A 15,065-nucleotide genomic window follows, 5' to 3' on the forward strand; every position below is an offset into this window, starting at 1 on the left:
ATCACTTTTCGCATCATTGTTGGGTTCTGGAGCGTTTGCGCGTGGAATCGGTGTGGTCTTGGGTGAAGCGCGCAATCCAGTCGTTTCGCCGCATATCGATCCGCCGGCCGTGGTCCGGGGCGGCCTGGACAGCCGTCGTTCGGGTCGTCCGTCGGTGCCGGTCCGTTGGTCCTGATCGGGGCCGTTAGGCGGAAGCCGCGGTTGCGCCGGAGTGCCGCCGGCCGTGGACCAGAAAGTACAGACCGATCCCGAGTGCGGCAAGTGCGGCAAGGATGCCGAACATTCCGGTGTATCCCAGGTTGGGAATGGCCAGGCCCAGGGCAACAGGGCCGAAGCCGACGCCCAGATCAAGCATGAGGAAGAAGGTCGAGGTGGCCACGCCCATGTCGGCCGGGGATACGGCGGAGACCGCGATTGCCTGGGCGCAGGGCATCAGCGCGCCGAAGCCCAGCCCGGTGAGCAAGGCCGCGAGGGCCACGGTGAGGGTGCTGGGTTCGAACGCCAACATGGCCATGCCCAGGGCAAAGACCGCCAACAGCGGATACATAATCGCGTTGTCACCGCGTCGGTCCTGGATCCGCCCGGCGAAGAGCCGGGAGAGCAGCACCGTGACAGCATAGAGAAGGAAGAACCAGCTGGCGGCGGCCGGCATCGAACGGGAAAGCAGAAACGGGGCCAGAAACGAGATGATGCCCGAATAGGCCAAGCCGCACACCAGGATCACCAGCGAGATGGGCAGTGCGGCAGGGCTGATGATTGAACGCAGGAAACTTCCGCGGCGCGAGCCAACGTGCGGGTGCCCCGCGACCTTGACGGGTTCCGGCAGGCGCAGCAGGATCCCGATCAGCAGTGCGACCGACGAGGAAACCGCGCAGAAGAAGAAAACGGCGGTGTAATTTCCGCTGGATGCCAAGACCACTGCAAGCAACGGGCCCACGGCCGTTGACAGCGTGCTGGAAAGACTGAAGTATCCGGTGCCTTCGCTGCGCCGTGCCGGAGGTATGAGCGCCTGGACGGCGGTGGCCAGGGCCGTATTGCCAGCGCCGAAGGCCATGCCGTGGACAAATCGCAGGATCAGCAGCAGCCAGAGCGAATCGGCCGGTATGTACAGCACGGAAACCAGGACGAACACGACAAGGGATGCGATCAGCAGCGGCTTGCGCCCGCAGAGAGCCAGCAGCTTTCCGGCGATGAGCCGTGCCGCGACGGAACCGATGATGAAGGCGCTCGATGCAAGCCCCGCCGCGCTGTCGGAGGCCTGGAACCGCTCAACGGCATAGAGCGCCATCGAGGTCATCAGCATGTAGAAGACCATGGAGATGAAGAGGTTGACGACGGAGGCGAGCACAAAATCCCGGCTGAAAAGCTTTGTTGGCGGGTTGTGTTGAATGCTCACCTGGCTCCTTGCGTTTCTTCGGTACGTGCGGGGCGCCCCGGTGGAGAGCCTGCTTTCCATTATTGACCTGCGCGGCAGGAGGGCTACCGAAAACGGGACCGAAGGGGCTGTGCGATTGGCGACAGCATCGCGAGAACTTCCTCTCAGCGGTTGCAGTTGGCGGCCGGGACGCCAACTGCGGGTGGATCGATGCCGTTTGATCCCGGGGACGGATCCATGGACTGATAACGGACGAGGACGCCCCAACGCCGGTGTCAGGAGCCAAGAACCTGATTGCCAGCAATCGCCGGTGCTGAATCAGCGAAGTTCAGGCTGCCGTTGGTGCTGCAGTTGCCTCGCTGCTCCCGGGCCGGAGCCCGGGAGCAGCGAGGCATTCGTTGAGAGCCCGGTTTTAGGGTTCCGGCGATGGTGCTGCACCTTGCGTCCGTCGACCATCACCGGTCCGGTCTGGCTGTGTCAACCCATTTCGTAGCACGGAGGGCGAAAGTGAAGGACCGGTCAACCTTGAGTTGACCGGCCCTTCACTTGTTTATCGCGTCAGCGGATCGTCCCTAGAGACGGGCGCTCCACTTCTGCGTGCCGGTCAACACGTAAGCACCCGAGGATGCCTTCGTGGTCACCGTGGTGGTTCCCTTGTAGCGGTGGGTACCGGCCGACTTCTTCGCTCCGTTGACGTAGTAGATGACGCCCGTCTTCGACGGGATCTTCACCGTGTCCTTGGATGCGCTGAACACCGGCTTCGTCGGCGTCACAGTGTTCCGGTTGTCGAACTTCCACGACGTCGTTCCGGCCAGTTTGTACGAGCCGCTGGACACCTGGGTGGTGACGGTGCCCCTAGCGGTGTACTTGTGGGTACCGGCCGACTTCTTCGCACCGTCGATGTAGTAGACGACGCCCGTCTTCGACGGAATCTTAACCGAGTTGCCCGAGGCGCTGAACACCGGCTTCGTCGGTGTCACCACATCCCGGTTGTCGAACTTCCACGACGTCGTTCCGGTCAGTGCCTCGGCCCCGAGAGCGACCTTGGCTGTCACGGTGCCCGTGCCGGCATTGGTGTGGGTTCCTGCCTTCTTCGCCGCGCCATTGATGAAGTAGTTCACACCCGCCTGCGTCGGGATGGTTACCGTGTTCTTGGATGCATCGAATACCGGCTTCGTCGGGGTTACCGCATTCCGGTTGTCGAACTTCCAGGAGGCATCGGCGTCCTCGAGCAGCTTGTACGAGCCGTTGGCGGCCTTGGCCGTCACGGTTCCCGAACCGCTGTAGCTGTATGTGCCGGAAGCCTTCGCCGCGCCGTCGATGAAGTAGCTGACGCCGGCCATGGCCGGAATCTTCACCGAGTTCGCCGCGGCGTCGAAGGCCGGAGCCGCCGGAGCTACGCCGGTCCGAAGATCGATCTTCCAGGTGCGTGCCTCGACGATGTAGTCCTCCGAGGCCGCCTCTGCCTTGACCGTCACCAGCGTGGTTGCCGGGTAGGTGCCGGCTGGCTTGCCGGCCCCGTCGATGGAGTAGGCAACACCGGTGACCTTCGGGATCGTCACGGTCTTCTTGGCATCGTCGTGGTCCGGTGCCTGTGCCGTGACCAGCTGCTGCAGAGTGCTGAGTGTGCCCTGCGTGGTTTCGGAGATGTACTGCGAAGGTGCGCCGTCGACCCCGGTCACCGTGGCGATCACCTGGACCGGGAATCCGGCCTCGGCGTCGGTGAAGGTGAACTTGCCCGTGGTGTTCGACTGCGTGGTGGTGGCGAACGGTGTCTTGTCCGGCGTCAGCCGGATGACCTGGAGCTCGAAGGCCACTTCGGTGCCGCTCGTGATCGGTCCGACCACGTTGGCCGTAAGCTGGCCGCCCGTTGCCGGGACCGCGTTGCTGGACAGTGCCACCGAGCGCGCGACGCCGGGATCGGGATCGGGATCGCCGAGGCCCAGGCTGATGTCGACGAAACCGTCGTTGAACTGCAGCTGCTCGATGTTGCGAAGCACGTCCGTGCTGGCGTTATTGCCAACGGTCTCGACCTTGACCATGCCGTCGGGCAGTGCCGTCATCGTTGCATCAGCGCTGTCCATCGGGTACACCACGGTGTCCTGTCCGCCCGTTGCCGTTTGGATCCGCCGCTCGATCTTCAGGTCCGCCGGGTTGATGGTCCTGTCGAAGATGCGGTCGATGAACGGCTCGAGCTTGTCCGAGCGTTCATCGCCGAGGACGATGTTCACGTCGAGCCAGGCGTCGCCGTCGATGAAGTTCTCGCCTGCGCGGGGTTCGATCAGGTCGCTGCCCCCGCCGCCGAGGATGAGGTTGTTGTTCATGTCGGCGGCTTCGAATGGCTGTCCCTCGAGGAACGGCAAGGCGTAGACCGGTTGTTCGCCGCCGCCCAGCAGGTCGCGAAGACCTGTGACGCGGTCCAGATGCGCCTGGGTCAGCCGGTGGCCGTATCCGATCTTGTCTTCCTCGGGGTTGTCGAACACGTCGCGGCTGCGGACGCCGCGGACGACGTCGTCCCCGTCGAATCCGGAGAACGCCTCCACCTCGTCGTAGCGATCGATGATGGAGCTTTCGGAGCCGGGAACGATCTGGATGGGGTCCAAGTCGGCCCGAACCGGGTGCGTGGTCTTGTCATAGGTGACCCAGTCGAAGCCGAGCATGCCCGCGAAGCGGTCGGTGCCCGGGCCGCCGACCATGATGTCGTCGCCACCCTCGGCATCGTGGTCGTTGTTGCCGGTCCTGCCCACCAGGACGTCGTGTCCGCCGTGGTACAGCCCCGGGTCGTTTTGCGCGGTGTTGCTCAGGTCGCCGACCAGGAGGTCGGCGTTCGTTCCGCCGTCGATCCAGTCGTCGCCCTCGTCGCCGCGGACATTGTCGCGCCCGGTGCTGCCGAGGATGAAGTCGTTCCCGAGCCCGCCGAAGCTGGTAGAGAAGTCCTGGCCGCCGACGATGAAGTCCTGTCCGGAACCGCCGAAGAGCAGGTCGCCGATGCCGGGTCCGCCGTTGATGGCGTCGTTGCCCGCCTCGCCCTGAATGCGGTCGTCGCCGAAGATGTCGGTCAGGACATCGTCGCCGGCGCCGCCCATGATGGCGTCGGCACCGTCGTCACCCTCGATGGTGTCGTTGCCGCCCTTGCCCCAGATGGAGTCGTCGCCGATTCCTCCGCGGATGGTGCTGCCCTGGTCGGCATCCTGGGCATCCTTGCCGTCCTGGACGACGATGTGTTCGCCTCCGGTGAACCGCCAGCCGTCTGCCTGTGATCCGGTGAGGCCAGCTGTATTGAGTTCGCCCTGGCGGTTTGCACCGTCGTCCAGGTTGAACGTCAGCTGCGGCGCCGCGAAGACATCGTGAGGGACGCGGTCGGCGCTGGTGTTGCGCTGCACGATCTGCGACAGCGAGTTCCCTTCCAGCGTGTGGAAGAGCGAGTTGCCCAGGTTGCGGGAGAGGTAGTAGAACCTGTCGCCGTTCTGCAGGTCCTCGAGTTGCTTTTCGAACACGTGGTTGAACGTAGCGCCGAGCATGCCGCCGAAGACGAATGGCTTCTCTGCCAGTCCGCCCATCCACAGGTCGATCTCGTCGAGGCCGGCTTCGGCCGCGGGCAGGTTCATGAACGCAGTGTCGGCCGCGAGTACCGTTGCGGCATCCCTCTTGCCCGCCAGGGTGGTGGCGTCGGTGAGGGACTGGTCCTTGCCGTAGGCGGCGATGAAGTTGCCGATGGACTCCGGGTGCTTCATCGAGAGCCGGAAGTCCTCCCAGCTCGAGTAGGGCTGCAACTGCGGGTCGCGCGTCTCGGCGTAGAAGGCCTTGCGCGCCGCCTGGAGCCCCGGGGTGCCGGTTTCCCGAGCCCTTGCCATGTTGATCGTGGCGAGATCGAGCGGGAGACCGAGCAGCTTGTTGCGGAGGGTGTCGGTGACGAACTCGTCGACGCCATTGGCGGTCTGGTTGGCCAGGCCCTTGAGGATGTTGCCTGCGGCATCGGCGGAGTCGGTGCCGGAAGCAGCAAACATTGCCGGGTTGAGGAACGCTTCCAGCAGCGGCTTCTCGTCGAACGTGCCGTCGGCTCGCTCGACCGGGATCGTTTCCCGCAGCATGGAATGTCCAAACCGGTACACGGAGTGGGCGAACTCGGCCCTGATCGATGAATTGACGTCGGGCTGGTAGGAGTTCTCATTCAACACGGTGGTGTCGATTTCCGGTTGGATTCTGCGTGCGAACTCCTCAAAGACAAGGTGTTGGTACTGCATTTCGGTCAGGAAGCGTGCGGCCTGGAACAGGCGCTCGCCCTCGTTCCAGAAGCCGTCGGCGGCGAAGCGTTCCTGCAAGGCCGCGGGCATGGTTGCCAGTTCCTCCTTGATTTGCGCTTGGAGCCGGTTGTGCTCGGAGTGGAACACGTGGTGAATGCTGGTCAGACCAATGTTTTCGTTGCCGCGTCCGTCACCGGTGATGTAGTGCTTGCCCAGCAGGGCGCTGTTATATCCGGGGACATCCGGTGCCGCGGTGTGGGCGATGTCGTCCAGGAACGATGCGTTTGCGGTTAGCCCATCCGTGGGGATCGGCGAGCCGGTGTTTCCTTCGCGGAACCCATCGGTGTAGGCCAACTGGGCCTTGCCGTTGGGGCCGAGGACCAAGCCGCCGTATGGGTCCGTGTTCAGCAGCGGGATATTCAGGACATCCAAGTCATCGAGTGAGATGCCCAGCTTCTCGGCAGCCTGCGCCTGGACATCGTCCCAAGTGGGCAATCCGCCGTCGGCGCCTTCGAGGATTAGGCCCGTGGGAACCGGTGAACCGCCAACGATCTCGTATTCACGCATGAAGGCCTGCTGGGATGCGTGGGAACCGTAGGTCTGGTTCTGGTCCACGAACGGCGTAGTGCGGTTGATGTGCTCACGCGCGGTACCGTCGTCGCCAGTGTCGATGGTGGCGCGGGTCAGGGTCAAGAAATTCTTGGATCCACCCGGGACATATAGCGGGTCGTCCTCGTTCAGGGGAATGATGACTGTGCCGTTTCCGCCCTTGGACACCAGGTCCAGACCATGGTCGAAGAACTGGCCGAAGATCGTGAACAGGCTCGTGGCGGAGGCCGAGAGACCCTCGTCCGTGGCGATGTCGGGAATGAACGTGTTGGTGGTTCCCTCGAGACCGGCACCTTCGACGCGTGCCGCAACCTCGCCGGCGGCTGGATTTTCAGTCGTCTGGTCGACGATCAGATTGCTGATCGTTCGTGGATTGCTGTCGAAAACCATCCCTGAGGTTTGCTCGTAGCTGGTCGCCGTGCCCGGCGTCCCGAACGGGTTGCCGGGGATGCCGTCCGGCACGGGATCGGCCTCCTTGTACACCGCGTCGACGAGCCGGGGGAATGTTTCCTGAGCTGTGCCGAAACCGTCCTGGCCCGGCATGAGGTTGTTCCACCGGCCATCTACGGTCCGCAGACCGTGCGGCAGCTGAGGGTTTCCAACGCAGGGATCGTTGTTGGCGTCAAAGAATGTCTGTGACGCGACGTCGAACCGCTTTCCGTTTCCACAAAGTGGCGATGCGTTATGGTTCGCGAGCGACTTCTCTGCGTGGGCTTCGGAAATATCGATCTGTTTGATGATATATTCCAAATCGCCTTGGGTGACGTTGAAGTCTTGACCTGGCGGAGGGGCGGCGAAGGCCGCCGGAATTGGTGCGACTGCAACTGTGGCAGCCAGTGCGGTCCCAATCGCGAGGGCCCCAAATTTGATGCCCGGGCGCTTGCTTACATACCCATTTTTCTTCACTTTTACTCCCAAGTTAATGACGGAGCGGCGGAAAAACCGATGGCCGTAATTGTCCAGGGAAATTGGTGCTACCCAAAAATGCATCTGTGATTGAACCGACTCCCCCAAGTGGGGTCTACTATGTCTCTGCCTCAAGGCTTTGTAAAGGGTGGTTTTGGCATTTCTTTTTCGACGCTTTTGTCTTTTTTGCGGTCGCTTGAACGCTTGTGGTGTTGGCATGACGCCCCGGGATGGAATGTGACAAGCCGCCGAGTTGCTGGCGTGACTTTGGGCGTTTTTGAGCACTGGGAATTCGGGCGAGATTCGAGTTTCGGGTCTGACTTTGGTGTTCATTGATTCAATCCATCAATTGGATATTAGGTGATCGATGGAAGGCGGGTTGTTATTGCTTGCCGTTCGGTAGCGCCGTGCTTAGCGCCCAAGTTATTCCCAAGGTCAGCGTGATCGACTAGCCACGTGCGCAGTGTGAGCCAAGCAAGGCGCGGGGGAAGCCCGGGTGCCTTTTTACTCCGAAATTTTTTTCGAGAGGCCGGCCTGACGATAGAGATCGACCTGTGGCCAGGTTTGTACATGTGCGCCGGGGACGTGGTCCATCTCACCAGGAAGAGAAAGCAGGCAGTGAGCGGCACCCGTGTTAGTTCAAGGTGCAGAGGGCTGGCGGACGGGGGGAATTGCGAGTCACCGGGGCCCGCGGTTGGGTTCCCTGGCCGCAGCGACGGAATTTTTCGCGGCGTTCGCGACGTGTGGCCTGAGCAAAGCGCTGGTGGCCAGTGCGAGGCTTTGGCTGCGGGCCATGCGCTAACGTGCCCGGGCCTGCCCGTCGGGCGGGACGTTCGTTCGAGACAGCGTGGCGTCCCTGACGTTTCATGGTCCCGGGGTCGGAGCGGTACGAATTTCGCCCCACGAAGCGGGCAAGGCCGGGAATCTGTTCATCGACGGCAACGGCATGTCACCCGAAGCGTGTTCCACAGCCGGGGATCCTGAAGCCACTTTTCGGTGTCACCCATTGAGCGAAGTTGGATTCGAAGCTTGGCGGTACGAATTCCGGAGCTCAAGGGCCATGAAACGGCAAGTGACTTAAAAACGAAAGTCCCCGCAATAAGCAGCTCTGCCAGTGGGGACCATCGAAGTTTGTGAAGTTTAGTCTTGGTGGCGGGATCGGAGGGGTGGTCGCGTCGTTGCGCTTGCCCCTCCACCCCGCCACCAAAGATCTGGTTAGGCGCTTACTTTCTCAAATGCCTTGGCTTCGCGCAGGTAGCGGTTGTAGGCCTGGACGGTGAGGAATGTCGGGAAGTCCTCACGCAGGGCGCATGCCTCGAAGATTTCGCGTGCATCCTCGAAACGGTCGCCCTCGAAGCGTGCGAGCTTGTCGAATTCCTCCTCGGTCAGGTCTTCCACCCAGCTGCGGGAGATCAGTTCGCCCTCGTCGGTGATGGCTGCCTGCTGGATCCACTGCCAGATCTGCGAACGCGAGATCTCCGCGGTGGCGGCGTCCTCCATGAGGTTGTGGATGGCAACGGCGCCGTTGCCGCGCAGCCAGGCCTCCATGTAGCGGATGCCTACCTCGATGTTGTTGCGGATGCCGGCCTCGGTGATCTTGCCTTCGGTGCCTGCAACGTTCAGCAGTTCCTTGTCGTCCGGGGTGACGTCCTCACGGGTGCGGTCGCGCTGGTTCGGCTTGTCGCCCAGGACGGCGTCGAAGACCTCGCGGGCCACCGGAACCAGGTCCGGGTGCGCAACCCAGGAGCCGTCGAAGCCGTCGTTGGCCTCGCGGGTCTTGTCGGCGCGGACCTTCTCGAAGGCCACGGTGTTGATGGCCTGGTCCTTGCGGTTGGGGATGAAGGCGGCCATGCCGCCGATGGCCATGGCCCCGCGACGGTGGCATGCACGCACCAGCTGCTCGGTGTAGGAACGCATGAACGGTGCGGTCATGGTCACCAGTGCGCGGTCCGGAAGGACGAAGCGCGGGCCGCGGGAACGGAAGTTCTTGATGATGGAGAAGATGTAGTCCCAACGGCCGGCGTTCAGGCCCGCTGCGTGTTCGCGCAGTTCGTAGAGGATTTCCTCCATCTCGAAAGCCGCGGTGATGGTTTCGATCAGCACGGTGGCACGGATGGTGCCCTGCGGGATGCCCACCAGGTCCTGTGCCAGGACGAAGACGTCGTTCCAGAGGCGGGCCTCGAGGTGGTTTTCGATCTTCGGCAGGTAGAAGTAGGGACCGCGGCCCTGCGAGATCAGGCGCTGGGCGTTGTGGTAGAAGTACAGGCCGAAGTCGACCAATGCGCCGGACATCGGCTTGCCGGCAACCAACAGGTTCTTTTCCGGCAGGTGCCAGCCGCGGGGGCGGACAACGATGGTCGGCAGGTCGGTGAGCTTCTCGCCGGTGAGCTTGTATTCCTTGCCCTCCGGGGAGGTGAAGTCGATGTTGCGGTCCAGCACGGAGCGCAGGTTCAGCTGACCGTTGATGACGTTGGACCAGCTCGGGGTGGAGGAGTCCTCCATGTCGGCGAGCCAGACCTTGGCGCCGGAGTTCAGGGCGTTGATGGTCATCTTGCGGTCGGTGGGGCCGGTGATCTCAACGCGGCGGTCCTCCAGACCCGGCGCGATGGGTGCGACCTGCCAGGTACTATCCTCGCGGATCGATTTGGTCTCCGGGCGGAACTTCGGATCGGCGCCATTGGCGATCCGGGCGCGGTTCAGCTGACGGGTCTGCATCAGTTCTGCGCGACGTCCGTCGAATGCCTTGTGAAGCTGGGCCAGGAAGTCCAGCGCCTGAGGGGTGAGCACCTCCTCCTGCCGGCGAACCGGCGCAGCGACCAAAGTAATACCGTTCAGGGTGATGGGATCGTTCATGGCTGGACTCCTTCGAAAATCAAGATTTGTGGGTGGCGGTTTGCCTGGATGCTGCTGGAAAAGCGTGTAACCCTGTGGGGCCGGCTGTGTTCAACCGGCCCCACAGGACACTGAAGCGGAAACCGCCGCGGTGTGTTTAGTGGAACTGGCCGGCTTCGGTGGATCCCGCCAAAGCCAGGGTGGATGCGTTCGGGTTGAGAACGGTGGCGATGTCGTCGAAGTAGCCGGTGCCCACTTCGCGCTGGTGCTTGGTTGCGGTGTAGCCGCGTGCCTCGGAGGCGAATTCCGCTTCCTGGAGCTCGACGTATGCGCTCATGCCTTCACGGGCGTAGCCGTGGGCCAGGTCGAACATCGAGTGGTTCAGGGCGTGGAAGCCGGCGAGGGTGATGAACTGGAATGTGAAGCCCATCGCTCCGAGTTCGCGCTGGAACTTGGCGATGGTTGCATCGTCCAGGTGCTTCTTCCAGTTGAAGGAAGGGGAGCAGTTGTAGGAGAGCATCTGGTCCGGGAAGTCCTTCTTGACTGCCTCGGCGAACTTGCGGGCAAGTTCCAGGTCCGGGGTTCCGGTTTCCATCCAGATGAGGTCGGAGTACGGGGCGTAGGCCTTGGCGCGGGCGATGCATGGTTCGATGCCGTTGCGGACCTTGTAGAAGCCTTCGGCGGTGCGCTCGCCGGTGACGAACGGCTTGTCACGATCGTCGACGTCCGAGGTGATCAGGGTTGCTGCCTCGGCGTCGGTGCGGGCGATGACGACGGACGGGGTGCCCGCGACGTCGGCTGCCAGGCGGGCTGCGTTCAGGGTGCGAACGTGCTGCTGGGTCGGGATCAGGACCTTGCCGCCGAGGTGGCCGCACTTCTTTTCCGAAGCGAGCTGGTCTTCCCAGTGAACGCCAGAGGCGCCGGAGGAGATCATCGACTTCATCAGTTCGTAGGCGTTCAGCGGGCCGCCGAAGCCGGCCTCGGCGTCTGCCACGATCGGCACGAGCCAATCCTCAACGGTCTTGATGCCTTCCGCGTGCTCGATCTGGTCTGCGCGGAGGAGGGCGTTGTTGATGCGGCGGACAACCTGCGGAACCGAGTTGGCCGGGTAGAGCGACTGGTCCGGGTAAGTCTGGCCCGAAAGGTTTGCATCGGCGGCGACCTGCCAGCCGGAAAGGTAGATGGCGCGGAGGCCGGCCTTGACCTGCTGTACTGCCTGGTTGCCGGTCAGGGCGCCAAGGGCGTTGGTGTATCCACCGGTCGGGGCTTCTTCGGTGAGCTGCTTCCAAAGCTTCTCGGAACCACGCCTTGCCAGCGTGTGCTCTTCCTGTACGGAGCCCTGCAACTTCACAACGTCTGCTGCCGAGTAATCACGAGTGACGCCGTTCCAACGTGGGTTCGTTGCCCAGTCCTGCTCGATTGAAGCGATGCGGTTCTCGGTCGAATTCTGCTCGGTCATTGCCTTCTCCTTGCTGGTTGCCGGTGCCGGTCCGAGATCAACTTCATCGTTGAACCTGGTGGGTTGTTCCGGCGTTCTTTCTGCGTAGGACCTACATTTCCGCACTTTGACAGCGCTATCTAGGGTCATTTCACGGAAAGATTTGCATTTCTTCGCGTTTTCGAAAATTATGCTCACTCCGGCCAGGATTCGGCAGGCAAAACCGAAAATTGGCGGATCGAGTCTGGGAAGGGCCGAAGAAGCAGGGGATATTTCTCAGGGCTGAAGAATCCCGGATCTGCACATATCCAAGTCGGCACCGCAACCGAGGGTGGCGGCGATGGTCGGGCCTGGGTACGATGCGCTCACGCATCGGTCAGGGGCGTTGCCATGGGCAAGGGGACCGGGGAACCAGCCACCTCACGTCTCAGGCGTTATGCGAAGCGGCCTGCAGGGTTTTGAGCGCGACGTTTTCCGGTGTTTCGGAGCCGTCAATGACATGCCAGCCCTTGGATGCGGCAATCTCCAGATATGCCTCACGTGCCGAGGCCAAATAGGACAGCGTTTCGCTGTCTTCCCCGCGTGCAACGATCCGGGCATACGCAATTTCGGCGGGAAGGTCGATCAAGATGACGGCATCGGGACGGGGGAGCCGGGCCATGAGCCATGGCAGAAGGCGTCCGCGCGGCAAGCCGCGGACCGAGCGCAAGACCAGCTGGCAAGCCACGTGCCGATCCATGACGGTGGTGCCGGGAAATGTGGCGGCTCGGGCATGGGCGAGAAGGACATTGACGCATCGAACCACGGACTCCAGCCGATTGGCCCAGACCGGCGGCAATGCGGTGCCGAATCGTGCAGCCACGCGTGACATCCAGCGCCGTCCGGCCGGATTACGCAGCAGCTGGGCCCGAATCCCGGTGGCGCGGACGCCGGCAACAAGAGCGGTCGCGGCAGTTGTCTTGCCGGCCCCATCGATACCCAGCAACACAATCGTCCGGCGGCGCGACGGAACATCTGATCGGGTAGTGGCGCGCCCGGTACTTGGTGGCATGACGACTTCCTCGGAAGGTGTTGCATGGGCTGAAGGCAAAGGGCTCCGTTTGTTGGCTAAATAGGTTTTCTACAAGTTCCAACGAACAAGCGGGGCAATTCGATGCAGGAGCGACATCGTGCGTTTTCAGCGAACCGCGCTGGGCGCACTCGCACGGCGCGGGAACCGGCACCCGGGGACGTGGAAAGAGGGACGCTGCGAGAGCGCGCGGACATCGGCCTTTCCCGTGAATCCACGGCGGACCTGTCCGGGCCGCTGAACCACGGGTCCAGCTTCGCGTCGAGCTCGGAGGTTGCAGAGGTCTTCACGGCGAACGCCGGGAGCCCGGAATACGGCAACCGCCAGATCGGGAACATGGGCGGAAACGGGAACTCTGCTCGGACGTCTTCATGCCCCCCCTGGAGAATGTGACGCAACCGCATGGCGCATTTCACCGCATGTCAGCGGGCTGTTTCATGGACCACTGCGCCAGCGGGCGCTCCCCGAGTTGCGCCATGCGCGCGTCGGGCGTAAATTGTGACTGCAATCACATACGTATCGCCGTTTACACGTGGCGGGAGAGCCCCGTCCAATCCATGGACGGGCGCCGTAGGAGCAATTCCTCCCCAGGAAACTCTCAGGCCCCCGTACCGCCACGAAGAGGCGAATCTGGAAAGCAGCACGGTGGAATCCGTGCTCACCGAAGGAGCAAGTCCCACACCCCCTTGCGGGCAGGGATGGAAACTCTCAGGTACGTAAACAGATCGGGGAGGACTCAAGAAAAGCGCGGCATCGCCCGCGCGCTATTCGGAAGTTCCTCCAAGATGCTAACCACCCACGCCACTGCCCGGTTGCCCATCGGCGCGCCCGCTGGCCTGCTCCACGATCCCGTTCAGCGGGATCCGGAGTTCGCCGCGCGCTTCGCCTCGGGTCTCTCCTGCAAGCGCAACGGCATGGGAATGGTTGCCTCGGAGAACAATGCGCAGGACTCGATTCAGAACCTAGCCCCCGTCGGCGACTACAGCTAGGGAATCGTCCATGTCACGCCACCGAAGCACCAGCACCCATCTGGAAGGCAACAGCATGAGCAACAACAGTTCCGCACCCCACCTTGAGCGTGGGCTCTCCAACCGCCATATCCAACTGATCGCGATCGGCGGGGCCATTGGCACCGGCCTGTTCATGGGCTCGGGCAAGACCATCTCTGTCGCCGGGCCGTCAGTGATCTTCGTGTACATGATCATCGGCTTCATGCTCTTCTTCGTGATGCGCGCGATGGGCGAATTGCTGCTGAGCAACACCAACTACAAGAACTTCTCCGACTTCGCGGGGGACATTCTTGGCCCGTGGGCGGCATTCTTCACCGGCTGGACCTATTGGTTCTGCTGGGTGGTAACCGGCATCGCCGACGTCGTGGCGATCTCCCACTACGTGGCGTACTGGTGGAAGGACCTGCCGCTGTGGATCCCGGCCGTGGCCTGCATCCTGTTGCTGGTGGCGCTTAACCTGCCGAGCGTGAAGAACTTCGGCGAGACCGAGTTCTGGTTCGCCCTGGTCAAGATCGTCGCCATCGGCGCACTGATCGTCATCGGCCTGGTCATGGTCATCACGGGCTTCGAGCACAACGGCGTCACTGCCTCCTTCACGAACCTCTGGAGCGACGGCGGGATGTTCCCGACAGGCTTCATGGGCTTCGTCGCCGGCTTCCAGATCGCGGTGTTCGCGTTCGTCGGCATCGAGCTGGTCGGTACCACCGCCGCCGAGACCAAGGACCCGGAAACGACCCTGCCGCGTGCGATCAACTCCATCCCGATCCGCATCCTGTTCTTCTACGTCGGCGCATTGGTCATCCTCATGGCGGTCCAGCCGTGGAACCTGTTCAGCGCCGAGGAATCCCCGTTCGTGGGCATGTTCGCCCTGGCTGGCCTTGCCGGGGCCGCCGGCATCGTGAACTTCGTGGTGCTCACCTCGGCAACCTCCAGTGCAAACTCCGGCATCTACTCGACGTCCCGCATGATCCACGGACTGGCCGAGGAGGGCGACGCTCCCAAGGCCTTCGCGAAGCTCTCCCGGACCAAGGTCCCGCGCAATGCACTGCTGTTCTCCTGCATGTTCCTGCTCGCCGGCGTGGCACTGCTCTACGCCGAGGGCAGCGTGGCCGAAGCCTTCACCCTGGTCACCACCGTTTCGGCCCTGTGCTTCATGTTCGTGTGGTCGATCATCCTGATCAGCTACATCGTCTACCGCAAGCGTCGCCCGCAGCTGCACTCGGAAAGCAAGTTCAAGATGCCCGGCGGAACGTTCATGCCCTACGTGGTGCTGGCCTTCTTCGGCTTCATCCTCTGGGCGCTGACCACGCAGGCCGACACCCTGTCGGCGCTGCTCTTCACCCCGATCTGGTTCGTTGCACTGGGCATCGGCTACGTGCTGCTTCGCCGCCGCCCGCAGCACGCAGCGCTGCGGACCCTGCACGCGGCAAAGGTCATTGAGGAACACAAGAGCGCCGCTGAGTTCAACGCCGGCCATGTAATCGAGGAACAGGAACTCCGGGAGCCGGCCGCGAAGTAGCGATCGGCGCCACCTGAAGCGAAACGCGGCGCGGGCAGCCATGGATGTGGCTGCCCGCGCCGC

At 62.8% G+C, this 15,065-nt stretch carries 7 protein-coding genes and 1 riboswitch; of the genes, 2 read left to right on the forward strand and 5 right to left on the reverse strand.

Going from position 1 to position 15,065, the window contains the following annotated elements; translation table 11 throughout:
• Positions 1–184: 184 nt before the first annotated feature.
• The 5 genes from ACIQLF_RS08115 to ACIQLF_RS08135 all read right to left on the reverse strand — a co-directional run bounded on the left by ACIQLF_RS08115 (position 185) and on the right by ACIQLF_RS08135 (position 12,455).
• Entirely contained in the window at positions 185–1,396 is a 1,212-nt protein-coding gene (locus ACIQLF_RS08115; protein ID WP_400296618.1) for an MFS transporter, read from the reverse strand.
• A 551-nt stretch (positions 1,397–1,947) separates the two neighbouring features.
• Positions 1,948–6,771 (reverse strand): peroxidase family protein, encoded by a 4,824-nt coding sequence (locus ACIQLF_RS08120; protein WP_400296619.1) that lies wholly within the window; start codon positions 6,769–6,771, stop codon positions 1,948–1,950.
• A gap of 1,578 nt (positions 6,772–8,349) precedes the next feature.
• Complete coding sequence (gene aceB, locus ACIQLF_RS08125) at positions 8,350–9,987, reverse strand: malate synthase A (protein WP_400296622.1); 1,638 nt, start codon at positions 9,985–9,987, stop codon at positions 8,350–8,352.
• 136 nt (positions 9,988–10,123) lie between these two features.
• Positions 10,124–11,425 carry an isocitrate lyase gene (gene aceA, locus ACIQLF_RS08130; RefSeq protein ID WP_400296625.1) on the reverse strand — a complete coding sequence of 434 codons (1,302 nt, stop codon included), beginning with the start codon at positions 11,423–11,425 and terminating at the stop codon, positions 10,124–10,126.
• A 406-nt stretch (positions 11,426–11,831) separates the two neighbouring features.
• A complete protein-coding gene (locus ACIQLF_RS08135) occupies positions 11,832–12,455 on the reverse strand; it encodes a dTMP kinase (protein ID WP_400296628.1) in 624 nt (207 codons plus the stop codon).
• A 544-nt stretch (positions 12,456–12,999) separates the two neighbouring features.
• Positions 13,000–13,097, forward strand: a riboswitch (glycine riboswitch).
• A 161-nt stretch (positions 13,098–13,258) separates the two neighbouring features.
• Here ACIQLF_RS08135 and ACIQLF_RS08140 point away from each other — a divergent pair.
• On the forward strand, positions 13,259–13,462 hold the full coding sequence (locus tag ACIQLF_RS08140; RefSeq protein WP_400296631.1) for a hypothetical protein: 204 nt from the start codon (positions 13,259–13,261) through the stop codon (positions 13,460–13,462).
• Positions 13,463–13,517: 55 nt separating this feature from the next.
• Positions 13,518–15,002 carry a D-serine/D-alanine/glycine transporter gene (cycA, locus tag ACIQLF_RS08145; protein ID WP_400296634.1) on the forward strand — a complete coding sequence of 495 codons (1,485 nt, stop codon included), beginning with the start codon at positions 13,518–13,520 and terminating at the stop codon, positions 15,000–15,002.
• The last annotated feature ends 63 nt before the right edge of the window (positions 15,003–15,065 follow it).

It is taken from the genome of Paeniglutamicibacter sp. NPDC091659, assembly GCF_044756805.1.
Taxonomy (GTDB): domain Bacteria; phylum Actinomycetota; class Actinomycetes; order Actinomycetales; family Micrococcaceae; genus Paeniglutamicibacter.

What these genes read in the sequence shown, in the direction of transcription:
- aceA (WP_400296625.1), bottom strand. Translation starts at nt 11,425, where the DNA reads ATGACCGAGCAGAATTCGACCGAGAACCGCATCGCTTCAATCGAGCAG.
- cycA (WP_400296634.1), top strand. Translation starts at nt 13,518, where the DNA reads ATGAGCAACAACAGTTCCGCACCCCACCTTGAGCGTGGGCTCTCCAAC.
- ACIQLF_RS08135 (WP_400296628.1), bottom strand. Translation starts at nt 12,455, where the DNA reads ATGCCACCAAGTACCGGGCGCGCCACTACCCGATCAGATGTTCCGTCG.
- ACIQLF_RS08120 (WP_400296619.1), bottom strand. Translation starts at nt 6,771, where the DNA reads ATGCCGGGCCAGGACGGTTTCGGCACAGCTCAGGAAACATTCCCCCGG.
- ACIQLF_RS08140 (WP_400296631.1), top strand. Translation starts at nt 13,259, where the DNA reads ATGCTAACCACCCACGCCACTGCCCGGTTGCCCATCGGCGCGCCCGCT.
- aceB (WP_400296622.1), bottom strand. Translation starts at nt 9,987, where the DNA reads ATGAACGATCCCATCACCCTGAACGGTATTACTTTGGTCGCTGCGCCG.